General features: G+C 64.7%; 26 protein-coding genes. 14 read left to right on the top strand and 12 right to left on the bottom strand.

Features of this window, described 5'->3' with window-relative positions; genetic code table 11:
- Positions 1-180 precede the first annotated feature (180 nt).
- The 8 genes from tssB (at position 181) to R1Z03_RS08550 (ending at position 10,846) form a co-directional block, all read left to right on the top strand.
- Positions 181-720, top strand: a complete 540-nt coding sequence (gene tssB / locus R1Z03_RS08515; RefSeq protein ID WP_272563859.1) for a type VI secretion system contractile sheath small subunit — start codon at positions 181-183, stop codon at positions 718-720.
- An 18-nt stretch (positions 721-738) separates the two neighbouring features.
- Positions 739-2,235 (top strand): type VI secretion system contractile sheath large subunit, encoded by a 1,497-nt coding sequence (gene tssC, locus R1Z03_RS08520; RefSeq protein WP_272563858.1) that lies wholly within the window; start codon positions 739-741, stop codon positions 2,233-2,235.
- A gap of 197 nt (positions 2,236-2,432) precedes the next feature.
- The gene (locus tag R1Z03_RS08525) at positions 2,433-3,227 is read left to right on the top strand and encodes a type VI secretion system accessory protein TagJ (RefSeq protein ID WP_284412226.1); all 795 of its coding nucleotides are present in this window, start codon (positions 2,433-2,435) and stop codon (positions 3,225-3,227) included.
- Between the two features lie 8 nt (positions 3,228-3,235).
- Positions 3,236-3,760, top strand: a complete 525-nt coding sequence (tssE, locus tag R1Z03_RS08530; RefSeq protein WP_272552281.1) for a type VI secretion system baseplate subunit TssE — start codon at positions 3,236-3,238, stop codon at positions 3,758-3,760.
- A 66-nt stretch (positions 3,761-3,826) separates the two neighbouring features.
- Positions 3,827-5,701, top strand: coding sequence for a type VI secretion system baseplate subunit TssF (gene tssF, locus R1Z03_RS08535; protein WP_317358688.1), 1,875 nt, complete (start codon positions 3,827-3,829; stop codon positions 5,699-5,701).
- Positions 5,698-6,828, top strand: coding sequence for a type VI secretion system baseplate subunit TssG (tssG, locus tag R1Z03_RS08540; protein WP_317358691.1), 1,131 nt, complete (start codon positions 5,698-5,700; stop codon positions 6,826-6,828). The genes tssF and tssG overlap by 4 nt, the downstream gene beginning before the upstream one ends.
- Before the next feature lie 37 nt (positions 6,829-6,865).
- Positions 6,866-9,631: a type VI secretion system ATPase TssH gene (gene tssH / locus R1Z03_RS08545; RefSeq protein ID WP_317358695.1), complete on the top strand. Its 2,766-nt coding sequence runs from the start codon at positions 6,866-6,868 to the stop codon at positions 9,629-9,631.
- Between the two features lie 492 nt (positions 9,632-10,123).
- On the top strand, positions 10,124-10,846 hold the full coding sequence (locus R1Z03_RS08550; RefSeq protein WP_317358697.1) for a DUF2325 domain-containing protein: 723 nt from the start codon (positions 10,124-10,126) through the stop codon (positions 10,844-10,846).
- 140 nt (positions 10,847-10,986) lie between these two features.
- Here R1Z03_RS08550 and putA read toward each other — a convergent pair whose 3' ends face one another.
- Complete coding sequence (gene putA / locus R1Z03_RS08555; RefSeq protein ID WP_317358700.1) at positions 10,987-14,748, bottom strand: trifunctional transcriptional regulator/proline dehydrogenase/L-glutamate gamma-semialdehyde dehydrogenase; 3,762 nt, start codon at positions 14,746-14,748, stop codon at positions 10,987-10,989.
- Between the two features lie 104 nt (positions 14,749-14,852).
- On the opposite strand from putA, the gene R1Z03_RS08560 reads away from it, so the two are divergent.
- From R1Z03_RS08560 to rlmD, 3 genes are all read left to right on the top strand, one after another.
- The gene (locus tag R1Z03_RS08560) at positions 14,853-15,329 is read left to right on the top strand and encodes an Lrp/AsnC ligand binding domain-containing protein (RefSeq protein ID WP_284430801.1); all 477 of its coding nucleotides are present in this window, start codon (positions 14,853-14,855) and stop codon (positions 15,327-15,329) included.
- Positions 15,330-15,441: 112 nt separating this feature from the next.
- Positions 15,442-15,756, top strand: a complete 315-nt coding sequence (locus R1Z03_RS08565; protein WP_317358705.1) for a hypothetical protein — start codon at positions 15,442-15,444, stop codon at positions 15,754-15,756.
- Between the two features lie 44 nt (positions 15,757-15,800).
- The gene (gene rlmD, locus R1Z03_RS08570) at positions 15,801-17,240 is read left to right on the top strand and encodes a 23S rRNA (uracil(1939)-C(5))-methyltransferase RlmD (protein WP_317358708.1); all 1,440 of its coding nucleotides are present in this window, start codon (positions 15,801-15,803) and stop codon (positions 17,238-17,240) included.
- Positions 17,241-17,274: 34 nt separating this feature from the next.
- Here the strand turns inward: rlmD and R1Z03_RS08575 are convergent, their stop codons facing one another.
- Together R1Z03_RS08575 and R1Z03_RS08580 are read right to left on the bottom strand one after the other, a co-directional pair.
- Positions 17,275-17,655: a hypothetical protein gene (locus R1Z03_RS08575; protein ID WP_284430804.1), complete on the bottom strand. Its 381-nt coding sequence runs from the start codon at positions 17,653-17,655 to the stop codon at positions 17,275-17,277.
- A gap of 156 nt (positions 17,656-17,811) precedes the next feature.
- Positions 17,812-18,504 (bottom strand): Bax inhibitor-1/YccA family protein, encoded by a 693-nt coding sequence (locus tag R1Z03_RS08580; RefSeq protein ID WP_317358712.1) that lies wholly within the window; start codon positions 18,502-18,504, stop codon positions 17,812-17,814.
- A gap of 222 nt (positions 18,505-18,726) precedes the next feature.
- Here R1Z03_RS08580 and R1Z03_RS08585 point away from each other — a divergent pair, with 222 nt between their 5' ends.
- Complete coding sequence (locus R1Z03_RS08585; RefSeq protein WP_092745095.1) at positions 18,727-19,134, top strand: heme-binding protein; 408 nt, start codon at positions 18,727-18,729, stop codon at positions 19,132-19,134.
- A 212-nt stretch (positions 19,135-19,346) separates the two neighbouring features.
- On the opposite strand, the gene hemP is transcribed toward R1Z03_RS08585, so the two are convergent.
- The 8 genes from hemP to yedA form a co-directional block, all read right to left on the bottom strand.
- The gene (gene hemP, locus R1Z03_RS08590) at positions 19,347-19,565 is read right to left on the bottom strand and encodes a hemin uptake protein HemP (RefSeq protein ID WP_092745014.1); all 219 of its coding nucleotides are present in this window, start codon (positions 19,563-19,565) and stop codon (positions 19,347-19,349) included.
- Between the two features lie 90 nt (positions 19,566-19,655).
- The gene (locus tag R1Z03_RS08595; RefSeq protein ID WP_284430805.1) at positions 19,656-20,063 is read right to left on the bottom strand and encodes a biopolymer transporter ExbD; all 408 of its coding nucleotides are present in this window, start codon (positions 20,061-20,063) and stop codon (positions 19,656-19,658) included.
- Positions 20,064-20,067: 4 nt separating this feature from the next.
- On the bottom strand, positions 20,068-20,784 hold the full coding sequence (locus R1Z03_RS08600) for a MotA/TolQ/ExbB proton channel family protein (protein WP_092745016.1): 717 nt from the start codon (positions 20,782-20,784) through the stop codon (positions 20,068-20,070).
- Positions 20,785-20,799: 15 nt separating this feature from the next.
- Positions 20,800-21,501, bottom strand: a complete 702-nt coding sequence (locus R1Z03_RS08605; RefSeq protein WP_284430807.1) for an energy transducer TonB — start codon at positions 21,499-21,501, stop codon at positions 20,800-20,802.
- Between the two features lie 97 nt (positions 21,502-21,598).
- Positions 21,599-21,871, bottom strand: coding sequence for a (2Fe-2S)-binding protein (locus tag R1Z03_RS08610; protein ID WP_317358716.1), 273 nt, complete (start codon positions 21,869-21,871; stop codon positions 21,599-21,601).
- A 38-nt stretch (positions 21,872-21,909) separates the two neighbouring features.
- A complete protein-coding gene (locus tag R1Z03_RS08615; protein ID WP_317358719.1) occupies positions 21,910-22,050 on the bottom strand; it encodes a hypothetical protein in 141 nt (46 codons plus the stop codon).
- Between the two features lie 34 nt (positions 22,051-22,084).
- Entirely contained in the window at positions 22,085-22,393 is a 309-nt protein-coding gene (locus R1Z03_RS08620; protein WP_272552302.1) for an SWIB/MDM2 domain-containing protein, read from the bottom strand.
- A 222-nt stretch (positions 22,394-22,615) separates the two neighbouring features.
- Complete coding sequence (gene yedA / locus R1Z03_RS08625) at positions 22,616-23,539, bottom strand: drug/metabolite exporter YedA (RefSeq protein ID WP_317358722.1); 924 nt, start codon at positions 23,537-23,539, stop codon at positions 22,616-22,618.
- Between the two features lie 93 nt (positions 23,540-23,632).
- Here yedA and R1Z03_RS08630 point away from each other — a divergent pair, with 93 nt between their 5' ends.
- Positions 23,633-24,124, top strand: a complete 492-nt coding sequence (locus R1Z03_RS08630) for an Lrp/AsnC family transcriptional regulator (RefSeq protein WP_272563841.1) — start codon at positions 23,633-23,635, stop codon at positions 24,122-24,124.
- A 21-nt stretch (positions 24,125-24,145) separates the two neighbouring features.
- Here R1Z03_RS08630 and R1Z03_RS08635 read toward each other — a convergent pair whose 3' ends face one another.
- Positions 24,146-25,126, bottom strand: coding sequence for a DMT family transporter (locus tag R1Z03_RS08635; RefSeq protein WP_317358726.1), 981 nt, complete (start codon positions 25,124-25,126; stop codon positions 24,146-24,148).
- 49 nt (positions 25,127-25,175) lie between these two features.
- On the opposite strand from R1Z03_RS08635, the gene R1Z03_RS08640 reads away from it, so the two are divergent.
- Positions 25,176-25,604, top strand: coding sequence for a gamma-glutamylcyclotransferase family protein (locus tag R1Z03_RS08640; protein WP_317358729.1), 429 nt, complete (start codon positions 25,176-25,178; stop codon positions 25,602-25,604).
- Positions 25,605-25,654 lie beyond the last annotated feature (50 nt).

The following is a 25,654-nucleotide window of genomic DNA, read 5'->3' on the forward strand; positions in this document are numbered from 1 at the left end:
CAGTAGCGGAGTGGTAATCCAGCCGACCAAGAACGGTGATGCGGCGTGCCCAAAGAAATGGGCGTTCCATTTTGTTATGAATTTGTAAGTTGGTGTTGTTGCGAAGTCGTTGTAATTGCGATGCCTTCACAAGACCCTACGCTCACGTTTTATAAATCCTAGGAAAAGAGAAGTTACATCATGACACTGAGCAAAACGGGCAAGAGTGGTCAGAAATTCATCGCTCGCAATCGCGCGCCCCGGGTCCAGATCGAATACGACGTGGAAATCTACGGCTCTGAAAAGAAAGTGCAGATCCCGTTTGTGATGGGCGTGATGGCCGACTTGTCCGGCAAGCCTGTCGAAGCTTTGCCGGAGATTGCCGACCGCAAATTCCTGGAAATCGACATCGATAATTTCGATGCGCGGATGAAGTCCATCAAGCCCCGCGTCTCTTTCAACGTGCCCAACACCCTGACTGGCGATGGCCGCCTGCACATCGAGCTCACGTTCGACAGCATGGAGGATTTTTCGCCCGCGGCCATCGCCCGCAAGGTCGGTGCACTCAACTCCATGCTGGAGGCTCGCACTCAGTTGCACAACCTGCTTTCGTACATGGACGGCAAGCAAGGGGCCGAAGAATTGATCAGCAAGGTCTTGAAGGATCCGGCATTGCTCAAATCGCTCGCTGCCATGCCCAAGCCGGCCGACAGCGCTGAACCATCGACGGACGTGAAATAAGCGAGGAGTGACCCGACCATGAACGCACGCCAAATGGAAGCGGCACCAGCCGCCCAGACACTCGAAGGCAACGAATTCGCGTCGTTGCTGCAAAAAGAATTCAAGCCCAAGACCGATCAGGCACGCGAGGCCGTCGAAGCCGCGGTACAGACCTTGGCCCAGCAGGCCCTGGCGGCCTCCGCCACGCTGTCGGATGACGCCTATCAAACGGTGCAGGCGATCATTGCGGAAATCGACCGCAAGCTGTCCGAACAGGTGAACCAGATCATTCACCACAGCGAATTCCAGCAACTGGAAGGCGCATGGCGCGGTCTGCACCATCTGGTCCACAACACCGAAGTGGACGAGATGCTCAAGATCCGCGTGATGAACATCTCCAAGAAGGAACTGCATCGCAACATGCGGCGCTACAAGGGGGTGGGCTGGGACCAGAGCCCCATCTTCAAGAAGGTGTACGAAGAGGAATACGGTCAGTTCGGTGGCGAGCCCTTCGGCTGCCTGGTGGGCGACTACCACTTCGACCACAGCCCGACCGATGTGGAATTGCTGGGCGAATTGGCCAAGGTGTCTGCCGCGGCGCATTGCCCCTTCATTTCCGGCGCCTCGCCCGCCATGATGCAGATGGAGTCCTGGCAGGAACTGGCCAATCCCCGCGACCTGACGAAGATCTTCACCAACACCGAGTACGCCGCCTGGCGCAGCCTGCGCGAGTCCGATGATTCGAAATACATCGGATTGGCCATGCCGCGTTTCCTGGCGCGGCTTCCGTACGGCGCCAAGACCAACCCGGTGGACGAATTCGATTTCGAAGAGGAAACCGCCAGCGGCGATCACAGCAAGTATTGCTGGGCCAACTCGGCCTATGCGATGGCTGTGAACATCAACCGCTCGTTCAAGTACTACGGCTGGTGCACATCCATCCGCGGAGTCGAGTCCGGCGGCGCGGTGGACAACCTGCCTGCCCACACCTTCCCGACGGATGATGGTGGCGTGGACATGAAGTGCCCGACCGAAATCGCCATCAGCGACCGCCGCGAAGCAGAACTCGCCAAGAACGGCTTCATGCCCCTGGTGCACCGCAAGAACTCCGATGTGGCCGCATTCATCGGTGCGCAGTCGCTGAACAAGCCGGCCGAGTACTACGACGCCGATGCCACGGCCAATGCCAATCTGTCCGCGCGCCTGCCTTACATGTTCGCCTGCTGCCGCTTTGCGCACTACCTCAAGTGCATCGTGCGCGACAAGATCGGCTCGTTCAAGGAACGTTCCGACATGGAGCTGTGGCTGAACGACTGGATCATGAATTACGTCGATGGCGATCCCGCCAATTCTTCGCAGGAAACCAAGGCCCGCAAGCCGCTGGCGGCTGCCGAAGTGCAAGTGGAAGAGGTTGAGGGCAACCCGGGGTACTACACCTCCAAGTTCTTCCTGCGCCCGCACTATCAGCTCGAAGGCCTGACCGTTTCGCTGCGCCTGGTTTCCAAGCTGCCGTCGGTCAAGCAAGCCGGCAACTGATCCAGCGCTGTAGAGGGCGGGCGTCGGGGGCATGACTCCCTTGCCTGTCGAACCATCGCAGCGCTGACTTTCGAAGGGCGCAAACCAAGGGGTGCCTGTCATGGCATCTGCCTTGGTCTTGCGCTGGCATCCTGCAGGGAGGGTGCATCGGCGGCGCTGTCTTCATGCCCCCTTTCGTTCAAGGTCCCACCCATCCCATGATCTTTGATTCCAAGCTTCCGTTGGATACGCAGCTGAGTTCGTTGAAGGAGGCCATTCGCAAGGATCCGGCGGATGCGTCTCTGCGCGTTTACTACTTCCAGATGCTGGTGCTGTTCGGCGAGTGGCAGAAGGCGCTCGACCAGTTGCAGATCTGCGCGCAACTGGACAGCAAGACGGCGCCGATGGCCAAGGCCTATCGCGAGGTGATTCTTTGCGAGGTGGCTCGGCGGGACGTGTTCGCCGGCCGGCGCACGCCGCAGATTCTGGGGGACCCACCGGCCTGGCTGGGCTGGATGGTCGAGGCGCTCCAGTGCGCGGCGGACGGGCAGGCCGAAAAGGCCGCCGAACTGCGCAGCAGTGCCTTCGACGAGGCGCCTGCTTCGCCGGGTGAGCTGGACGGAACCCCCTTCGAGTGGCTGGCGGATTCCGATGCGCGGCTGGGCCCGGTCTGCGAGTTGTATGCCAACGGCGGGTACTACTGGGTTCCTTTCACTGCGATCCAGCAGATCAACTTCGAAAAACCGCAGGACTTGCGCGATCTGGTCTGGTCGGCCTGCGAGGTGACGCTGGTCAACGGCGGGCAGATGCTCGGCTTCATTCCCACCCGGTACCCGGGCTCGGAAAGCGTGGCGTCCGATGGCGTGCGCTTGTCGCGCACCACCGAGTGGAGCGATCTGGGGCAGGAGCAGGTGGCTGGCCTCGGCCAGCGCGTGTGGATTTCCGAGCAGGCAGACCATGCGCTGCTGGACGTGCGCCGCATCAAGTTCACGGCCGAATCGACCCAGGGCTGACCCGATCCATGGCGACCACGCGCCCCAATGACAACTTCGGCAACGGAAAGGACCGCCTGCAGCCGGCCCTGCTGGACCGCCTGACGGACCACGAGCCCAGCAAGCGCACCGAGCGTGCCGATGCCGTCTATGTCACCGAGGCCCGCCTGCGCCAGGCCCTGTTGCGGGATCTGAACTGGTTGCTCAACGCTTCGGATGCGACCTCGCACATCGACTTCGAAGGCCTTCCCGAGGCAGAACGGTCGGTGATCAACTTCGGCATGACGCCACTGGCAGGCCAGTTGCTGTCCGAGCTGGACTGGAAGGACATCGAGAAAGCCATCCGCAAGTCCATCCTGGCCCACGAGCCCCGCATCCTTCGCGACACGCTGACGGTGGCCCTGGCCCCCTCCAGCAAGCTGTTCAGCCACCACAACACGCTGCAGTTCGAAATCCGCTGCCAGTTCTGGTCCGCGCCTTATCCGATGGAATTGCTGCTCAAGACCAGCCTGGACCTGGAAACCGGGCAGGTGGTCGTCTCTGATTTACGGTGAAGTGATCCAGGCCATGCATATTTGCGCCATCCGACCGGTCCTCCATGTGCCGGAGGGCATGTCCCGATGAATCCTCGCCTGGTCGAGTACTACAACCGGGAACTCAGCTATCTGCGGGAACTGGGTGCCGAATTCGCGGCCGCCTTTCCCAAGGTGGCGGGGCGCCTGTCGCTGCGCGAACTGGAGGTGGCCGACCCTTATGTGGAGCGCCTGCTGGAGGGGTTCAGCTTCCTGACCGCCCGCATCCAGATGAAGATGGATGCGGAGTTTCCCCGGCTCTCCCAGCGCATTCTGGAAATGGTTTGCCCGCACTATCTGGCCCCCACGCCGTCGATGGTGGTGGTGCAGATGGACCCCAGCGCGAGCGAAGGGAGCCTGGCCGATGGCTACACGCTGCCGGTGGGCAGCGTGCTGAGGGCGCGCAAGACGGCGGAGGAGCAGACGCCGTGCGACTTCCGCACCGGGCACGAGCTTACTTTGTGGCCAATCGATCTCACCCAGGCCCGTCTTGGCGGCCCGCCGCTGGATCTGCCGCTGTCGCGGCTGCGCCTGCCCGAAGAGCCTGCGGCACACCTGCGCATCGACCTGTCCACCCGTGGAGCGCTGCGGTTTTGCGACCTGCGCATGGACCGGCTGGAGGTGCACATCTCGGCAGGCGATGCGGTGGCATCGCACCTGCAGGAGCTGATCCACGAGTCGCTGATCGGCATCGTGGTGCACGATGCGCAGGACCCCTCGCGGGTCTGGGCCCACCTGCCGGCCGATGCCCTGCAGGCAGAAGGCTATGAGCAGTCGCAGGCCCTGCTGCCGTACTCGCACCGCAGCTTCCAGGGGCACCGGCTGCTCCATGAGTATTTCGCGTTCCCGGCGCGGTTCCGGTTCTTCTCGATTCGCGGGCTGCAAACCGCACTGGCCAAGGCCGAGACCAAGGCCGTCGCGATCACCTTGCTGCTGCGCCGTGCCCAGCCTTCGCTGGAAGCCCAGGTGGATCGGCACAAGTTCCTGCTGCACTGCGTGCCCGCGATCAACCTGTTCGAACGCCCGGCCGACCGCATCCATGTGGCGCCGAACGTCAACGAATACCACGTGGTGCCCGACCGCACCCGCCCTCGGGATTTCGAGGTCTACAGCGTTCTGGGCGTGACCGGCCACCGCGAGGGTCAGCTCAACGACCGCGAGTTCGTGCCGTTGTTTTCTTCCATCCATGGCATCCGGTCCAGCGACCAGGCCTACTTTGCTGCGCGCAGGGAGCCTCGCCTGTTTTCGGAGCATGCGGCGCGCTTCGGCCCCCGCACGCAGTACCTGGGCAGCGAGGTGTTCATCTCCCTCGTGGATCAGCGGGAAGCCCCGTTTTCGGACGATCTCAAGCAGCTGAGCGTGCGCACCCTGTGCACCAACCGCGACCTGCCGTTGCTGATGGGCGGGCGCAGCAGCGAGGGCGACTTCACCACGGTGGAATCCGTGCCGGTGGACCGTGTTCGCACTGTCGCGGGCCCCACGCGGCCCACGTCCAGCGTGGCCGAGAACGAGATCACCTGGCGCCTCATCTCGCACCTGTCCCTGAACTACCTGGCGATGACCGACCTGTCGGAAGAAGAGGGCGCGGCCACGCTGCGCGATCTGCTGCGGCTGTACCTCGACCTGGGCGACAAGGACCTGTCCGGCCAGGTCTCCAGCATCAAGGGCGTGGGCATTTCCGCCATCACCCGCCGCCTGCCTCAGCATGGGCAACTGGTCTATGGCCGTGGCGTGGGGGTGTCGGTCGGCGTGGACGAAAGCTCGCTGGCCGGTGTCAGCCCCTGGCCGCTGATGGCCGTCCTGGAGCGCTTCTTCGCGCGGCACGTGGGAGTGAACAGCTACACCGAACTGGCCCTCGATTCGCGCCAGCGCGGCCGCATCGCGCAGTGGCGCGTGCGGCCTGGCCAAAGGCCCTGCACATGAGCCGTTTGCCCACGCTCGACGCGGGCGACGCCCGGCAGGCGCGGATTGCACGGCCGGCGAGCGAGGCCGGGGTGGCGCTCTTTTGGCAGAAGCTGAAAGACAACCCGCACGAATTCGATCTGTTCTTCACGTTGCGGCTGCTGCAGGCCCGCCAGCCCGAGTTTCCCCGGTTCGGCCGGGCACTGCGGCCCCAGGGCGAGTCCCTGCGCCTGGGCCAGGACCCGTCGCTGGCCTTTGCGCCGGCGACCCTCGCGGAGGTCCTGCCCGCTGTGGCGGGCCAGCCAGAGCGGCTGATGGTGTGGAATTTCGGGCTCTACGGGCCCAACGGGCCGATGCCCACACACCTCACGGAGTACGTGCGCGAGCGCCTGAGGCAGTACGACGACCCGACGCTGGCGCGCTTCTCGGACATCTTCCACCACCGGCTCTTGCTGCTGTTCTTTCGGGCCTGGTCGGACCCGCAGCCGACCACCTCGCTGGACCGGGCGGGCGACGACTCCTTCGGCCGGCACGTGCGCAGCCTGGTGGGGCTGGGCGAGCCCACACAGCGGTCCCGCGACGCGGTGCCGGACCACGCCAAGCAGTACATGGCGGGCCACCTCACCCGCTGGACGCGCAACCCGGAAGGCCTGACGGCGGCCATTCGCCTGTATTTCGGCGTGCCGGTGGAGTTGATCGAATACGCGCTGCACTACCTGGAACTCGAACCCCGCCAGCAGACGCGGCTGTCGCGCAATGCCTGCAATTCACAACTGGGCGTGGACACCGTGGTCGGAAGCCGGGTGCCCGATGCACAGAGCAAATTCCGGTTGCGGATCGGGCCGCTCACGCTGGCGCAGTACGAACGCTTCCTGCCTTTAGGCGAAGACTTCCAGGCGCTGGTGGACTGGGTGCGCAACTACCTGGGCATCGAGTTCGCGTGGGACTTCGAGCTGGTGCTGCGCCGCGAAGACGTGCCCCCCTGCCAGCTCGGCGGCGCCACGCGGCTGGGGTGGACGACCTGGTCCCTGTCGGCGCCCGCCACCCGCGATCCGGACGACTTCCGCCTGGACCCCGAGCACTGGCTGACCCTGCGCAAGGGCGCTGCCCGCCGCGCCACCTCGCCACCCACATCCGCGCACACCTGATGCGTTCCCTTTTTAAAAACTGACTCACCGAGGTCCCATGTCTGAAATTAGCCGGCAAGCCCTTTTCGGAAAATTGAATCCCCTGCTGTTCAAGTCGCTGGAAAGCGCTACGGTGTTCTGCAAGCTGCGCGGCAACCCGTACGTGGAGCTGGTGCACTGGCTGCACCAGTTGCTGCAGGAAACCGATTCCGATCTGGTGCGCGTGTTCCGGCACTTCGAGATCGATGCCGAAAAGCTCGCGGCCGACGTGCTGCAGAGCCTGGACCGCCTTCCGCGTGGGGCCACTTCGATCAGCGATTTCTCGGCGCAGATCGAGACCGCCATCGAGCGCGGCTGGGTCTATGCCACGCTGATGTTCGGCGAGTCCCAGATCCGCAGTGCCTACTGGCTCTCCGGCATGGTGCGCACGCGTGCGCTGGCCAATGAATTGCGGGCCATTTCCAGCGAACTGGGCCGCTTGACGGAGCCGGCCTTGAGCGACGCGTTCGCGCGGCTGCTGCCCGATTCGCCGGAATCGCGCCTGGGCGCGGCAGACGGTTCCGGCCTCTCGGGCGTGCCCGGCGAGGCCAGTGGTGCCACAGGCCCGGCCGGCACGGGGCGTGGCGAGGCGCTGCAGAAATACACGGTCGATCTGACCGAGCGCGCGCGCCAGCAAGAGCTGGACCCCGTCACCGGGCGCGACGAGGAAGTGCGTCAGATGGTCGACATCCTGATGCGCCGCCGCCAGAACAACCCGATCCTCGTCGGCGAGGCCGGCGTGGGCAAGACGGCCGTGGTCGAAGGACTGGCGCTGCGCATCGCGGCGGGCGATGTACCGCCGCCGCTCAAGGACGTGCAGCTGCGCGTCGTGGACATCGGCCTGCTGCAGGCCGGCGCCAGCATGAAGGGCGAGTTCGAGAACCGACTGCGGGCCCTGCTGGACGAGGTGCAGGCCAGCACGGCGCCCATCGTGCTCTTCATCGACGAGGTCCATACGCTGATCGGCGCGGGCGGGCAGGCCGGCACGGGCGATGCGGCCAACCTGCTCAAGCCGGCGCTCGCGCGCGGCGTGCTGCGCACCATCGGCGCCACCACCTGGGCCGAGTACAAAAAGTACATCGAGAAAGACCCGGCGCTCACCCGGCGCTTCCAGCTCGTGCAGATCCACGAACCGGACGAAGCCAAGGCCGTGCTCATGCTGCGTGGCGTGGCCGCCAAGCTGGAAGGCCACCACCGCGTGCGCATCGGCGACGACGCGGTGGCCGCCGCCGTCAGCCTGTCACACCGCTACATCCCCTCGCGGCAACTGCCGGACAAGGCGGTGAGCCTGCTGGACACCGCCTGCTCGCGCGTGGCGATGGGCCTGCACGCCACCCCGGCGCGCCTGGAGGCCGTGATCCGGCAACTGGAGTCGCTGGCGGTCGAAAAGGACATCGTGCAGCGCGAACTGGACCTGGGCGTGGGGGAGACCGAGCGCTTCGACGAAATCAATGCGTCGCTGGCGCGGCTGGAGGCGGAGCATGAGGTGCTCAAGGCCCGCTTCGAAAGCGAAAAGGCCATGGTGCAGCAGATCGTGGACGCGGAGGCAGCCGTGCTGTCCCGCCGCGTGGCCAAGGAGGCCGCAGCGCAAGCTGCGCCGCCCACCGAAAGCGCCGCGCAGGGCGGCACCGTGGCACCCGCCGATGCGCAGGGGCCGGCCGATTCGGCACCTGCGCCAGCGCAGGGCGATGGGGCGGACCCCGCGGCTGTCCACCAGTTGAGCGGCCTGCGCGGTGAACTGCTGCGCATGCAGGGCGAGGACCCACTGCTGCAGCCCGTGGTCGATGCCAGCGTGGTGGCCGCCGTGGTGGCGGAGTGGACCGGCATTCCGGTGGGCCGCATGGTGCGCGACGAAGTCAAATCGGTGCTCACCCTGGCGGACACGCTGGAAAAGCGGGTGATCGGCCAGCGGCACGGCCTGGAGGCCATCACGCGGCGCATCCAGACCGCCCGCGCGCAGCTGGACAACCCGGGCAAGCCCATCGGCGTGTTTCTGCTGGCGGGCCCGTCGGGCGTCGGCAAGACCGAGACCGCGCTTTCGCTCGCCGAGGCGCTGTACGGTGGCGAACAGAACCTCATCACCATCAACATGAGCGAGTTCCAGGAAGCGCACACGGTCTCGACACTGAAGGGGGCGCCGCCCGGCTACGTGGGCTACGGCGAAGGCGGCGTGCTGACCGAGGCTGTGCGCCGCCGCCCCTACAGCGTGGTGCTGCTCGATGAGATCGAGAAGGCCCACCCCGACGTGCACGAGCTGTTCTTCCAGGTGTTCGACAAGGGTTGGATGGAAGACGGGGAAGGACGTTACATCGATTTCAAGAACACGGTGATCATCCTGACCTCCAACGTGGGTTCGGAGTTGATCGCCGGCATGTGCCGCGACCCCGATCTGGTGCCGCCGCCCGAGGCGCTTGCCAAGGCCGTGCGCCAGCCGCTGCTCGAAAAGTTTCCGGCCGCGCTACTGGGCCGGCTGGTGGTGGTGCCGTACTTCCCCATCTCCGACGCGATGCTGGACCAGATCATCCGCCTGCAGCTGCAGCGCATTCAGACGCGCATCCTGGAGCGGCACAACGCGCAGTTCACGTTCGACGAGGCCGCGGTGCAGCTGATCCGCCAGCGCTGCAGCGAGGTCGAATCCGGCGCGCGCATGGTGGACGGCATCATCACGCAGAACCTGCTGCCGCGGCTGGCCATGCAGTTCCTGCAATCGTCCGTGGACGCGCACGTGATCCGCCAGATCCAGCTCAGCGCATCGGACAGCGATTTCGAGATCGTGTTCGGTTGATGCCGACGATCCATGGTCCCTGGCGCAGGCCATGGAGGCTGGCGCCGGCCCCAGGGCTGCCGGCAAGGGCGAGGGAATGGTGCTGGCGGCAGGCGCTCGCACGCCGGTGAAGGCCGCGCGGCATTTGCAGTCTGCAAAGGACGCCGTTCATTCGTTCGAACGGATGCATTCATCGCAAAAAAAGCCTGGCTACGCGAGCACGCCCGTTGGCTGGCAAAAAACGACCCGTCGGACGGAGAGTCCGGGAGTCGCCCCACGATGAAACCGGTTGGGGGCTGACCGGGCTTGGCGGTGGATTCTGAGAAGAAGCCACCGAAGGCCCTGGTCAACGATTGACGCCAGTGTATCATTAAATGAGAATGGTTATCAATAAAATATGCCGCGATCGCAGCGGCACCTCAGCAGTTCACTGCGGGTCGAGCAGGGGCGCAGCCCGATGCGCCGCGCTGGACATCGGGCTCGTCCCGCATCGGTTTGAAAAAGGGAGCGCAGATGACCGCCACGCCGTTGGAAGATCTCATCGAGGAACACCGGGTCCTTCTGGACGGGTATGGGCGGGCGCAGATTCGCTGCAGCCGCCTGCTGGCCATGCAGGCCACCGAGATCGAGCGTCTGCAGGCCCAGGCCATCCGCCTGCGGGCACGGGCCATCGTGGCCGAGACGGCGCTGGCATTCGCCCGCGAGGAAGCCGCCGAAGGGAACGCCGCGGCGCTCCAGGGCCCGGCTCGGCGGCGCGCCATGGGCCGGCAGATCGAAGCCCTGGGGCAGCGCATTCATGAGCTGATGCGCGAGGTGCTGCACTGGCAGTGGCGGGCCGCGCGTTCCCATCACACCATGCCTGTGCCTGCCATGGCGTTGCGGGCGGTGGCGAGTGAAACGCTATCGGCCCGGCCAGGGACCATGCGGTCCGTGGTTTGCATTGCGCCGGATGCCGCGGGCAGCCTGATCGCGCAGCCAGTGGGCCGCAAGCCGGAAGCGGCGGTGGAAAAAAGCGCCGCCGCATTGTCCGGCGGAAATGCGGCGCTGGAAGCCAGCCTGATCGCCGCCGACTTCGTCATCTGCCAGACCGGCTGCGTCGGCCATGACGACTATTGGCGGGTGCAGGACCACTGCAAGCGCACGGGCAAACCGTGCGTGCTGGTGGACCAGCCACAGGTCGTTCAGATCATGCGAGGGCTGGCGCATCCGCAGGATGAGCCTGTGCCGCAGCGGTAGGCCAGCAGCCCGCGCACCGCGGGCTTCGACCGCGCGTGGCCATTAGCAGCTGATGATCGATTGCTATTAAATTTATAGCAATATGCCCTAGTCGATCATGCTCTGGAGGCCATTTTGACCATGGGCCCCTTTGCCGCGCGTCAGGCCATGGTCATCAGGCTGGCATTGCCGCCCGCCGCTGCGGTGTTCACGCTCAGGGCGCGTTCAATCACCAGCCGCTCCAGCGGCACCACCGTGGTCCCCGCTACCAGCGTGGTAATGCCCACGATGGGGCCCGGCCGCTGCGCCATCTGCTGGCACAGTGCCGCCAGTGCTTCGGCGCTCCCCTGGTGCAGCACGGCGTCCAGCGCCACGCCGGGACTGCGCCAGTCGTTCACCAAGGCCACGCGTGTTTGCAAGCTGGCGGGCAGCCGGGCATGCAGGGCGCTGGTGTCGGCCGCCGGCCACACCGCGCTGCCCCCGACGGCCAGCACCGCCGCCAACTGGGTCAACCGATCGCTGTCGTTGTCGGCCAGGCAGAGCGTGCGGGCACGCGGCGCCAGCGTGTACTGGTTGCGCTCGCCGGTGGGGCCTGGCAGGGGGCAGGCCAGGCCGGCCACCGCGGCATCGGCGAATGCCGTGCAGGCCGCTGCCAGCGTGGCATGGCCTGCGCCCGGTGCCCAGTCGGCCAGGGCCTGCAGCGGGGCCTGCAGCACGGCGCGCGCAGCGGCGTCCGGTGGGGCGGCGGCCGTGCTGCCGATCGCGGCAAGCGCGGCGTCGGCCGGGTGCTGGGACAGCAGGCGCAGCAGGTACAGCGGCCCGCCGGCCTTGGGGCCCGTGCCCGACAGCCCCTCGCCACCGAAAGGCTGTACGCCCACGACGGCGCCCACCATGTTGCGGTTCACATAGACATTGCCCGCGTGCGCGCGGCGCACCACGCGCTCCACCGTCTCGTCGATGCGCGTGTGCAGTCCCTGCGTGAGGCCGTAGCCCGTCGCGTTGATCTGGTCGAGCAGGGTGTCCAGCCCATCGCTGGCGTAGCGCACCACGTGCAGCACGGGGCCGAACACTTCGCGCTTGAGCTCGCCGATGCTGGACAGCTCGATCAGCGTCGGGACGACGAAGGTGCCGCGCGCCAGCACTTCGGCATCCACCGTTGGGCGGAATACGGCGCGCCCCTGGGCGCGCAGCGTGGCCACATGCTGCTCAATGACGGCGCGGGCCTCTTCGTCGATCACCGGGCCCACGTCCACCGCCAGCAGGCCGGGATCGCCCACGGTCAATTCGGCCATGGCGCCCTTGAGCATGGTGATCACGCGGTCTGCTGCATCGGTCTGCACGCACAGCACGCGCAGGGCGGAGCAGCGCTGGCCGGCGCTGTCAAAGGCCGAGGCCACCACGTCGCCCACCACCTGCTCCACCAGCGCGGAGGAGTCCACGATCATCGCGTTCTGCCCGCCGGTTTCGGCAATCAGCGGAATCGGGCGGCCCTGCGCGTCGAGCCGTCCGGCCACGCTGCGCTGCAGGATGCGCGCGACTTCGGTGGAACCGGTGAACATCACGCCCATCACACGGGCATCGCCCACCAGCCGGGCGCCCACCGTCTCGCCACGCCCTGGCAGCAGTTGCACCGCACCCTTCGGCACACCTGCTTCATGCAGCAGGCGCACGGCTTCGGCTGCGATCAGCGGGGTTTGCTCCGCCGGTTTGGCCAGCACGGTGTTGCCGGCGGCCAGGGCGGCGGCCACCTGTCCCATGAAGATGGCGAGCGGAAAATTCCATGGGCTGATGCAGACCACGGGGCCGAGCGGGCGGTGGGTTTCGTTATCGAAATGGCCCTCGGTCTGCACGGCGTAGTAGCGCAGGAAGTCCACCGCCTCGCGCACTTCGGCCACCGCGTTGGCGCAGGTCTTGCCGGCCTCGCGCATCAGCAGGCTCATCAGCTGGGGCAGGCCCGCCTCCAGCAGGCCGGCGGTGCGCCGCAGCGCAGCGGCCCGTGCGCCGGGCGCCATGGCGGCCCAGGCGGGGCCGGCATCGCAGGCAGCCTGCAGCGCGCAGTCCACATCGGCCTCGGTCGCCTCCTGCACGTGGCCCACGACATCGGTGGGGTCTGCAGGGTTGCGCACCGCCAGCGTCGTGCCTGCATCGGCCACCGGCCCGTCGATGAGGGGCTCGGCCTGCCAGAACTGCTGCCTTTCAGCGGCCAGCGCATTCGACAGCCGGGCCAGCACGGATTCGTTGGACAGGTCCACCCCCGCCGAATTGGCGCGGCGGGCTCCGTACAGGTCCTTGGGCAGCGGAATGCGGGGATGGGGCAGGGCGGTGGTGCCTTCCGCCGCCGCGGCGGCATCCACCGTGGCGACGGGGTCGCTCACGAGCGATTCCAGCGCCAGCGTGGTGTCGGCCACGCGGTTCACGAACGAGGTGTTGGCACCGTTTTCCAGCAATCGGCGCACGAGGTAGGCGAGCAAGGTTTCGTGCGTGCCCACCGGCGCGTAGATGCGGCAGGGGCGGCCCAGCTTGCCGTCCGATGGTGCGCCCACCACCTGCTCGTACAGCGGCTCGCCCATGCCGTGCAGGCACTGGAACTCGTACTGTCCAGGCTGGTAGCTGGGGCCCGCGAGCTGGTAAATGGTGGCCAGCGTCTGCGCGTTGTGCGTGGCGAACTGGGGGTACACCATGTCGGTGGCGGCGAGCAGCTTGCGTGCGCAGGCGATGTAGGAGACGTCGGTGTGGGCCTTGCGGGTGTACACCGGGTAGTCGGACAGGCCGTCCAGTTGAGCGCGCTTGATCTCGCTGTCCCAGTAGGCGCCCTTGACCAGGCGGATCATCAGGCGGTGCCCGGTGTTGCGGGCCAGGTCGATCACCCAGTCGATCACGTGCGGACAGCGCTTCTGGTAGGCCTGGATGACGAAGCCGATGCCGTTCCAACCCGCCAGCGACGGGGCGCGGCACAGCCGCTCCAGCAGGTCGAGCGACAGCTCCAGCCGGTCGGCCTCTTCGGCGTCGATGTTCAGTCCGATCTCGTACTGGCGGGCCAGCTCGACCAGTTGCAGTACCTTGGGGTACAGCTCGTCCATCACGCGGGCATATTGCGCCCGGCTGTATCGCGGATGCAGCGCCGACAGCTTGATCGAGATGCCGGGACCCTCGTAAACCCCGCGGCCGGCGGATGCCTTGCCGATGGCATGGATCGCCTCCACGTAGGAGCGCAGGTAGCGCGCCGCATCGTCAGCGGTCAGCGCGGCCTCGCCCAGCATGTCGTAGGAGTAGCGAAAGCCCTGTGCCTCCATCGCGCGGGCGTTGGACAGCGCCTGTTCGATCGTTTCGCCCGTGACGAACTGCTCGCCCATCATGCGCATCGCCATGTCCACGCCCTTGCGGATGAGGGGCTCGCCGCCCTTGGCGGTCAGGCGCCGCAGTGCGGAGGTCAGGCCGCGCTCGCTGTGCGTGGCCACCAGCTTGCCGGTGAGCAGCAGCCCCCAGGTGGCGGCGTTCACGAACAGCGAGGGGCTCTTGCCCAGGTGGGGCTCCCAGTCGCCCGAGCGGATCTTGTCGCGGATCAACGCGTCGCGCGTTGCACTGTCGGGAATGCGCAGCAGGGCCTCGGCCAGACACATGAGCGCAACCCCTTCTTGTGAAGACAGGGCGAACTCCTGCAGCAAGCCCTGCACGATGCCCGCCCGTCCGCCAGCGCTCTTGCGATGGCGCAACGTGTCGGCCAGGCGCAGGGCCAGCGCCTGGATGTCTCCGGACACGCTGCCCGGCAGGCGCGCCAGATCCAGCAAGGGAGCCAGTGCCTGCGGCTCGGGCCGCCGGTATGCGGCGGTGATGGCGTGGCGCAACGGATGGCTGTCCGGTGGGCGGGGCGCAAAGGCGAAATCGTTGGTTTCGGGTGCGGCAGAGTCGGCGGAGAGGGACATGGCGGCGTAGGAGACCCAGTGAGCTGGAGGTCTGTGCATCATGCAAGCGATTAATTTGAATTACTTTCCAAAAAAACCCGATAGAACAGAATAAAAATCCAAAGATGCAAGACTCCGAACCTTCCCTGGATCGCATCGATCGCCGCATCCTCAAAACGCTGCAGGAAGACGGACGCATCGCGAACCTCAAACTGGCCGAGCGCGTGGCCCTGTCGCCCACGGCCGTGCTGTCCCGCGTGCAGCGTCTCACCCGCGACGGATACATCTTGGGTTACGAGGCGCGGCTCAATCCGCTCAAGCTCGGGGCGGGGCTGCTGGTGTTCGTGGAGGTGTTGCTGGATCGCACGACCCCCAATGTGTTCGACCAGTTCAAGGCGGCGGTGCAGGTGCACCCCGAGATCCTGGAGTGCCACATGGTGGCGGGCGGGTTCGACTACCTGCTCAAAACCCGCTCGGCCGACATGACGGCCTACCGCGAATTTGCCGGCCATGTGCTCTGGCAACTGCCCGGCGTGCGCGAGACGCGAACCTACGCCGTCATGGAGGAGGTCAAGCACTCCACCCACCTGAATCTGGGCTGAACGGGGCGCCGTCTGTCGCACCAGGGCTCCCATCGCTGATCCGCCGTGGCATGAAGTCCGCAATAATCTGCGCCATTCATCTGCGATAACGCACCGAGGAAGGGATCCACCCATGCCAGTCATCCGCTATGCCGCCGCCGCGCTCCTGGCCGGCTTTTTCTCCCAGGGCGCGTCTGCCGCCTGCTACCTCGTCTATGGCGCCGACCAGCAGGTGATTTACCGCTCGCAACGGCCTCCGGTGGATCTGGCCCGGCAGGTGCACGAAACGCTTCCCCGCGTGGTTCCCGGCGGCACGCTGGTGTTCACGCTGGACAACTACGGCTGCGAATTGGAGATCAACCGTCTTCCCGTGTCTGCATCCATGGGCGGCGCTTCGGTGCAAGCGCTGCCCGTCACGCCGCGCCGCGCGCGCGCCGACCGCAGCTGACCCTCCCGCGCCGGGAAGGGCGGCCGGCCTGAGACAATCGAGGGATGAGCGACCCCACAGAAACACCGATCCCCACGAACGAATGGCCGCAAGGCTGGCTGGAAGTCACGTCCATGGACATGGACGCCCAGGGCGTGGCCCGCAAGCCCGATGGCAAGGTCGTCTTCATCGACGGCGCCTTGCCCCTGGAACTCGTCACGGCCAATACCCACCGCAAGAAGAACAACTGGGAGCAGGCCAGCCTCACGGCAATCCACCGCGAATCGTCGCAACGCGTGCGCCCGGGCTGCCCGCATTTCGGCCTGCATGCCGGGGCCTGCGGCGGCTGCAAGATGCAGCACCTGCACGTGGCCGCCCAGGTGGCCGTGAAGCAGCGGGTGCTGGAGGACAACCTCTGGCACCTGGGCAAGGTCAAGGCCGAGACCATCATGCGGCCCATCGAAGGCCCGGCCTGGGGATACCGCTACCGTGCGCGTCTCTCGGTCCGTTACGTGATCAAAAAAGGCCAGGTGCTCGTCGGCTTCCACGAGCGCAAGAGCCGCTACGTCGCCGACATGGAGGTCTGCCCCGTGTTGCCGCCCCATGTGAGCGCCATGCTGGTGCCGTTGCGCGCCCTGATCGCCTCCATGGAGGCCCGCGACACCTGCCCCCAGATCGAGCTGGCCTGCGGCGACCACGTCACCGCCCTCGTCCTGCGGCACCTGGAACCCCTGGGCGAGGACGACCTGGCCAAGCTGCGTGCCTTTGCGGCCGAGCAGGGCGTGCAGTGGTGGCTGCAGCCCAAGGGGCCCGATACCGTGAAGCTGCTGGATGCCGAGGGCGAGCAGCTGTCCTATGCACTGCCTGACTTCGGCATCACCATGCCGTTCAAGCCCACGGATTTCACCCAGGTGAACCCGCACATCAATCGCGTCTTGGTGTCGCGTGCCTTGCGCCTGCTGGACGCGCGCAAGGAGGAGCGGGTGATCGACTGGTTCTGCGGCCTGGGCAACTTCACGCTGCCCATCGCCACCCAGGCGCGTGAAGTGCTGGGCATCGAAGGCAGCGAGGCCCTCGTGGCCCGTTCGCGCGAGAACTACCGTTACAACCAGGCCCAGGCCGCCGAAGGACAGCCCCTGGCCCCGACGGACTTCGTCGCGAGGAATCTGTTCGAAATGACCCCGGAGATGTTGGTGGCCGATGGCGTGGCGGACAAGTGGCTGGTCGACCCACCCCGCGAAGGGGCCTTCGCCCTTGCCAAAGCCCTGGCGGACATCCACCAGGCACGCCTGGGTGCCGAAGAGGCGCCTGCGCTGCCGGCAGGGGCAGAAGGGTGGGTTCCACCCCAGCGCATCGTGTACGTGAGCTGCAATCCGGCCACGCTGGCACGCGATGCGGGGTTGCTGGTGCACCAAGCGGGCTATCGGTGCGTGGCCGCGGGCGTGGTCAACATGTTTCCCCACACGGCACACGTGGAGAGCATGGCGGTGTTCGTGCGCGCCTGACGGTGCCGTCGATGTGGGCTGACCAGTGTGGCGGTCAGCTGCGGTTGCGGGAGGCGACGCCGGACTCGCCAGACTCCCCGGCTTCACCGCCGCGGCTGGCGCGATCGGGCTTGGCCTCCAGCTTGCCCAGCACCGAGGGCGAGCCCTCGAGCTTGTTGTCACGCATGTACTGATCCATGTCTTTCCAGCCGGCAAAGACCGAGGCCTTGGCGGCCTTGGGGTTTAGCGTGAAGCAATCCTCCAGGCCGCGCAGCGCATGCCGGCAGGCGCCGCCGATCGCCTTGGCTTCGGCCTCCTTCTGAACCACTCGGGGATCGGGTCCCAGGCCCGGAATCTCGCAGCCGGACAAAAGCACCAATGCCAGGGATGCCGCGGCGTAGCGCGGACGGAGGAGGGGGGCTGGAAAATGAGCCATGTGGTTTGATTATCGGCACGGCGCCTGGAGGATTGAGGGCGAGGCCCTGCTTTTCCGTGGAATATTCCCGAACGCATTGATGCAACACCCCCCGCACCATGAAAAAAGGCCTCTTGCGAGGCCTTTTTTACGTCAACGTTCAATCAGAGCAGCGCATCAATCGCGCTCGCCACCCGCGATGCCCAGCAGGGCCAGCAGGCTTTGGAACACGTTGAAGATGTCCAGGTACAGGGCCAGCGTGGCACTGATGTAGTTGGTCTCGCCACCGTCCAGGATCTGCTTGAGGTCATACAGCATGTAGGCGCTGAAGATGCCGATGGCGGCGACCGAGATTGCCATCATTCCGGCCGAAGAGCCGACGAACACGTTGATGATGGCGCCGACCATGAGCACCATCGCACCCACGAACAGCCATTTGCCCATGCCTGACAGATCGCGCTTGATCACGCTGGCCAGGGTGGCCATCACGAAGAACACGCCTGCCGTGCCGGCAAAGGCGGTCATGATCAGATCGGTACCGTTCTTGAAGCCCAGCACCATGCCGATCAGGCGAGACAGCATCAGTCCCATGAAGAACGTGAAGGCCAGCAGCACGGGAACGCCCGCAGCAGAGTGCTTGGTCTTCTCGATCGCATACATGAAGGCGAAAGCGCCACCCAGGAACACGATCAGCCCGACGCCGCCACGCAGCGACTGGGTGATGCCGGTGGCGACGCCGACCCACGCGCCCAGCACCGTCGGCAGCATGCTCATCGCAAGCAGCCAATAGGTATTGCGCAGCACTTTCTGCCGCTGCTCCTGCGAGACCCCATATCCCGCTGAGCCCAGGGTAGTGACTTGGTCGTTCATCTTCTATCTCTCCTTTGAGGCCTGCACAGCGCAGACGTACAAATTCTAGGTGGTGCCGATCTCGGCGCTTTCAAATACCCTCTCTCGATCCCGTACTTTAAGGATGCAGTCTTTTGCCTTGGGCCCGCAGAGCGCCGCCATGGGGAGCCGGTATGCTCGTGGACTTCGTTGGGCCATCGGCCCTGCCTTCCCTGATTTGAACTGGACTGGACTGCTACCGCCATGAAAAACAAACCCGAACTCGAAGCCGCCGATGTCAAGAAGATCGCTGCGGCGGCCGAGGCTGAAGCCCTCAAGAACCAATGGGCGGTCACGATTGCCATCGTGGACGATGGTGGGCATCTGCTGTCCCTTCAGCGCCTGGATGGGGCTGCTCCGGTGTCATCCCACATCGCTCCCGGGAAGGCCCGCACGGCCGCGCTGGGGCGCCGTGAAAGCAAGGTCTACGAAGACATCGTCAACGGTGGCCGTACCGCGTTTCTGAGTGCTCCATTCATCGACGGCCTGCTGGAAGGCGGCGTGCCCATCATGAAGGACGGCCAGTGCCTGGGTGCAGTGGGGGTGAGTGGCGTGAAATCGACGGAAGACGCGCAAATCGCCAAGGCAGGCATCGCCGCATTGGGCCTTTGAATCGGCGGTGGTCGGGATGCCCAGCCAATGCCGTAGTGGACATGACGCGTGGCAGACACCGGATCCGCATGGCATATAAAAAACCGGCCTGTAGGGCCGGTTTTGTTTTTGGGGGTGGTGAGAAAAAAAGCCTGGCTACGCGGGCAACCCGTTGGCTGGCAAATACGACCCTTCAGGCACTGAGGTGCCCTGGAGTCGCCCCACGATGAAACCTATTTGGTCAGAATCAGTTTGCCCAGTTTGGTGGCCTGCAGGCGGTAGACCGAACCGTTGTGGCAGATGGCCACGGTCTTCTGGCCTTTGAGCAGCTCCCGGCTATCGACAGCCGGTGCGGAGCTTGCCAGATGCGCGGCACCGGACGGCTCGCGCTCCTGAAAGACGGCGGAGCCAAAAAAAGACGAAGAAGGCAGGGCGTTGAGACTGGCGTGCATGAGAAATCCTCTGTGCTTTGCGATTGAGTTAATGATAACCATTCTCAATTGTTCGTCAAGTGACGCGCTTGCCTATCTTGTAAATATTTATCACTGGGGCTCGGTCACGAACCCGATCTTGCGCACGCCCGCTCGCTGGGCGGCCGACATGGCCTGTGCCACGCGCTCATAGCGCACCTCCTTGTCGCCACGGATGTGCAGATCGGGTTGCGGATCCTTGACCGCTTCGGCCTTGAGGCGGGGTTCGAGCTCGTCGTCGCTGATCGTCAGTTCGTTCCAGTGGTATTTGCCATCGGCGGTGACACTGAGGCGGATGGTCTCGGGCTTGACGTCTTCGCGCTGATTGGAGGCACGTGGCAAGTCCACCGGCACGGCGTGCTTCATCACTGGCACCGTGATGATGAAGATGATGAGCAGCACCAGCATGACGTCCACCAGCGGCGTCATGTTGATTTCGTTCATCACCTCGTCGGAGTCGTCCTGGGTTCCGAAAGACATGTTTTCAGCCCTTCTTGATCGGCAGCACCTTGGCTTGTTCGCCAGGGGCGCTGACGCGTGCGCCCGTCACGAAGTAGGCGTGCAGGTCATGCGCGAAGCTGTTCAGGTTGTTCAGGATGGACTTGTTTCCCCGCACCAGAGCGTTGTAGCCCAGCACGGCAGGAATCGCCACGGCCAAGCCGAGGGCCGTCATGATCAGTGCCTCGCCGATCGGGCCGGCCACCTTGTCGATGGTCGATTGGCCCGAAGTGCCGATCGCCACCAGCGCGTGGTAGATGCCCCAGACGGTGCCGAACAGGCCGATGAACGGAGCGGTCGAGCCGACCGAGGCCAGCACCGCCAGGCCCGATTGCACGCGGGCCGTGAACTCGTCGATGCAGTTGCGCAGGCTGCGCGTGACCCAGTCGCTCACATCCAGGCTGTCATGCAGATGCGCCTTGGTATTGCGGTGGTGCGCCGTGGCTTCGCGCCCTTCCAGGGCCAGATGGCGGAAGGGGTTGGCAGGGTCGTCGCCGAGCTTGCTCAGGCCGGCGGCGAAGTCTTCGCTATGCCAGAAATCGCGTGCACCACGCGCATGTTTCTTGAAGCGGAAGATGTCCATCGCCTTGATCAGGATGACGATCCAGGAGGCCAGAGACATGCCGAGCAACAGCACGGCAACAGCGCGGGTGACAAAGTCACCCTGGATCCAAACGTTGGCAATGCCGAAATGCGATTCCATGAAAACTCCTGAAAATTATTCGAGAACAAAATTGACGGGGACCAGGTTCCACATGGTCTCGGGCTCGCCGTTGCGTTTGCCCGGCACGAAGCGCCAGCGCATCACGGCTTCCTGCGCCTGGCGGTCCAGCCGGTCGAAGCCGCTGGACTTGTTGATTTCCACCTTCTGCGGAAGCCCGTCCGTGCCGATGAGCACGCGCAACACGACCTTTCCTTGTTCACCCAGCCGCTTGCTGATGGCGGGGTAGGTCGGCCTGGGATTGTTCAGGTAGGCCGCATCGCTGGAAGGCAACTCGATCTTGGGAGGGGCTGGCGGCGCGGGAGGAGCGGGCGGCGGTGCAGGGGGCGCCATGGGTGCCGCGATGGGGGGCGCAGGCGGCTGGGGTTCGGTAATCCCGGTGGGCGCATTGGGCGCAGGCGTGGGGTCGGGAATGGCCACCGGCATGGGCGCCGGACGCGGGGCAGGCGCTTTTGGGGCTGGTTTTGGCGGAGGCGGCGGCGCCGGCTTGGGTGGCGGTGGAACGGGTGGAGCAGGGGGCGCTGGCGGCGTGATGAATTCGCTCAATACCTCGGCAGGCACGATGACCTCTGCGGCCTTGCGCAGCAGCCCCGACTGCAGTGCCCACAACCCGGCCACGTGCAGCAGCACGACGGAGCCTGCGATCACGGCGTTGCGGCTCACACCCCGAGAGGAGCCATATCGATCAAATTGGGACATAAAAATGATAGCTGCCAACGCCCACAGGACAAGCGCCAGAGGCCTAGAAGGCCAAGTTACTTACGGAAGATCCACCACACGGAGCCGATGACGAGAATCAGGCTGCCTGCGAGGGTTGAGAGCAGTTCCATGCTTTGCTTTCCAGGATGGAGTTGGCAAGCTGGATCGTCTGCGAGGCGATCTCTTTGTGCAGCGCGGCGACCGGATGCGAAACGCTGCATTGGGCCACGACATCCCGTGCGCAGCTTTCGCAACGGCCGCATTGGGTGGCCACGCCCAGCTCGAACTGGATCTCGTCGAAACTCATGCCAGCATGTGCATGGCGTGCAATTTCGCGGTCAGAAACCCGGTGGCAGACACAAACGATCATGGTGCAGGCAGTGTTGGCTGGCTGTTGACAATGGGGTATTATAAATGCGAATTCATCGCATTTGCAATCCTTTGGTTTTTTGCTTGTTGAAAAGCAGTGGATTGACACACCGGCAGCACATGGGTTCCCGGTGGCCCAGGCGAAAAAAAGCCGGCAGTGGTGCCGGCTTCGTTTTTCATTCGCCGCCTGCTGAAACTGCAGACGATGGAATGCTTACTTCACGTGCTTGCCGATCAGGCCAGCCATTTCGAACATGGAAACCTGGGGCTTGCCGAACACTTCCTTGAGCTTGGCGTCGGCATTGATCATGCGCTTGTTGCTGGCGTCTTGCAGGTCGTTGGCCTTGATGTAGACCCACAGCTTGCTGATGATCTCGGTACGGGGCAAGGGCGTGGAGCCCACGACGGCAGCCAGGGCAGGGCTGGGCGTAAGGGCTTTCATGAAAGCGGCGTTCGGGGTGCGCTTCTTCGCGGGAGCTGCGGCCTTGGCTTCGGAGGCCGGCGCTTTCTTTGCAGTTGCCATGTTGGGTTTTCCTTGTTGGAAGTGAAATATCGTCACCAGCGAAAACCTGCTTCTCCACTGGCCCGCAGATGCTACTGGGAAAAAAACGCGTTTCCAAGCGAGGCAGGGCTTTTTTTGCCTCCATTTGTTGCTTGGGTACCGCGCAAGCGCCACGGTGCTGACGCCCGTCACCGTCATTGCAATGGGATGCGCACGATCTTCGGTGGCGCATCGGCTGCGATCTCAGCGCGATCGCCGCGAGACAAAAATGGCCGCGACCGCGGACAGGATCAACGCGCAGGCGCCCCATTCGCCGGCGGTCAGATGCTCGCCAGCGATGGCGCTGCCGAGCAGCAAGGCGATGAGCGGGTTGACGAAGGCATAACTCGATGCCAGTGCCGGCGTCGCATGGCGCAGCAGATAAAGGTAGGCGCTGAATCCCACCAGCGAGCCCAGCGTCACCAGGTAGAGCCATGCCAGCAAGGCTTCGGGTCGCGGCGGCCACGCGGGCTTCTCGCCCAGCGCCAGGGAGACGGCCATCAGCACAGCGCCTCCGCACAGCATTTCGCTGGCGAAACCACTGGCCCCGTCGGCCAGCGGAAAGCGCGTGGTGGACAGCACAGACCCCAAAGACCAGCACAAGGTCGCCGCGAGGATGCAGACCATGCTGAGAGGGGATGCGGAAAAGCTGGCACCTTGCACCAGTACCAACACACCCAGGGCCCCCAGCAGCATGCCCACCGTCTCGCCACGGGTCGGGCGCCTTCCCCACAAGAGTCCCCATGCGGCGATCATCATCGGCACCACGGCCACGCAGGCCGCGATGAGGCCGGAGCCGACGTGCACGCTGGCGGTGGCCGTTAGCCCCATCCCGCCGCCCAGCATCAGAGCGCCGACGATGAGGGCATGCATCCATTGCCGCTTCGTCGGCAGCTTCGGTGCGCTGCCGCTTTGGGGCTTGCGCCACGCCACCCATGCCATCAGCAGTGTGCCTGCAGCGAGAAAGCGGGTTCCCATCTGGAAAAACGGTGGAAAGCTTTGGAGGGCCACCTGGATGGCCAGATAGGTCGAGCCCCAGATGAGGTAGCAGGCCAAAAGGGCCAGGAGCAGCACCGTGGGCAGGCTGCGTGCAGCAGGGCTGGCGGGGGAGGTGGAAAGTGAAGTCATGCCGCAAATGCTATGCAGGCTCAGCGTGCTTTTCCATGGTATTTGAAAGGCTGGAAACATAGATTGCCTTTGTTTCAATGGTTAAATAACGCCATGACCGAAGTTTCTCAATTGGATGCGCACGACGGCAGAATCCTCGCTGAATTGCAGCAGGATGCCCGCATTTCGATGGCCGAACTGGGCCGCCGGGTGCACCTCAGTCAGCCTGCAGTGACCGAGCGGGTTCGCAAACTGGAAGCCTCGGGGGTGATCCGGGGCTACGGCGTTCGTCTGGACTACGCCCGCTTGGGCTATGGCATTCGCGCCATCATCCGCGTGGGCCGGGCGGAATATGCCCGGGTGGTTCGACTGATCGAAGAGACGCCCGAGGTCTTGAATGCCTACAACGTCACGGGGGAAGACAGCTGGGTCTTGGAAATCGCAGTGATCGATGTCAGCCACCTGGATGCCGTGGTCACGGGGTTCTGCCTGCTGGCGGAAACCTCCACGTGCATCGTGCTCAACGCCCCTCGCGAGCATGCGCAGGTGTTGCCGGCGCGGCGCGACAGCATCAAGCCCCCCATCCGCAAAGTGACAGGGCGTTAGCCCCTGGAGCAGAAGGCGGAATCAATGTCGAGGTGATTGCGAGTCCATCGCTTTGGCATTGGCTTCGGATGAACGCTGGCGCACTGAAGATTTTTCAGGAAGCGTGGCCAGGACGACGCTGGCGATCGCAATACCGAAAGCGATCAGTTGAACCGGTGCAAGGCGCTCTCCGAGCACCAGCACCCCCACCAACGCCGCGCTGATGGGAAGCATCACCGTAAAGACGCCGCCTTGTGCGGCAGGCACCGCCTTGAGCCCCGTCATCCAAAGCCACACGGTCCACATGCTCGCGGCCAGTGCGTAGAAGACGAGCAACGTCCAAAGACCGGGTGTGAGGCTGGCAAAGTCAAAATGCCATGCTGCGTACAGTCCCATGGGGGTGGCCAGCGCGAATCCCCAAAGGTTGATCAACGAAGTGATTCGGCGCGGCCCCAGCGTGCCCGTCAGTTTCTTGCCGATGACCGAATAGGCTGCCTCGCATAGAACGGCGCCCAGCAAGAGCAATTGCCCAAGCCAAACCAGGTTGGGAGCGTTTTCGCCCTCAGGCCGGGAATTTGATTGGGTGTGATGCTCTGAATTTGATAGCGAAAAGAGCGCGATGCCGACGACGGCGCACCCGACCGCGATCCAGGTCCTCGTAGAGACCTTTTCCTTCAGGAAGAACCAGCTCATGACTGCCACTGCGGCAGGTATTCCGGCCATCGTCACCCCTGCCGATACGGCGCTGGTGAGACTCACACCCGAGATCATGCAAAGGGTGAAGAGGAAGTTACCCAGAAAAGACTCGAGAAACAGCAGGCGCCGCACCTGCGGTGTCATCGGGCCCTCATCCGCCGGTTTCTTGAGCCAGTGGAGCATTCCCAATCCCCCAATGCCGAACCGCATCCAAGCCAGTAGGAAGACCGGCAGCGCGGCCGCCAGTGGCTTGGACAAGGCGACATAGCTGCCCACGAGCGACATGCTCAATGCAAGGCAGAGATAGGCGATGGGGCGGCTTGGCATGTTCGCGTGTTGGCTAGACTTTGCGGGTAGTACCCTGGAGCGCGCCATCATGCCCGACGAAACCCTTCATCCTTTTTCACGCTACGTTTTTGTCTATGGCACCTTGCGCCGTGGCGGCAGCAATGACATCACCCGCTTGACGCCTCGCGCGGCCTTTCTGGGGGAGGCCACCGTCTGCGGAACGCTGTACGACCTCGGTGCCTATCCCGGCATTGCGCTGCATTTGGCGGACGTGCGGGAGCCGGGCGATTTTTCGGTGCACGGGGAGGTCTATGCGATTTCGCCCGAACTGGAGATCCAGTTGGACGAAATCGAGGGGCTGCTGCCCGAACCCAATGGCGAGTACGAAAAACGCGAGATCTCGGTCTCCGTCGGGGGGCAGGAGCTGGAATGCCTGGTGTATGAAATCAACTCCGAATACTTGCAGAACGCAACCCGGATCGTGCATGGCGACTGGATGACCGATCGCCGGACCTGATTTTTTGTATCGCAAAATTTGATTTTCACATTGCAAAAATACATGATGCT

Source organism: Acidovorax sp. BLS4, from assembly GCF_032929295.1.
Taxonomy (GTDB): domain Bacteria; phylum Pseudomonadota; class Gammaproteobacteria; order Burkholderiales; family Burkholderiaceae_C; genus Paracidovorax.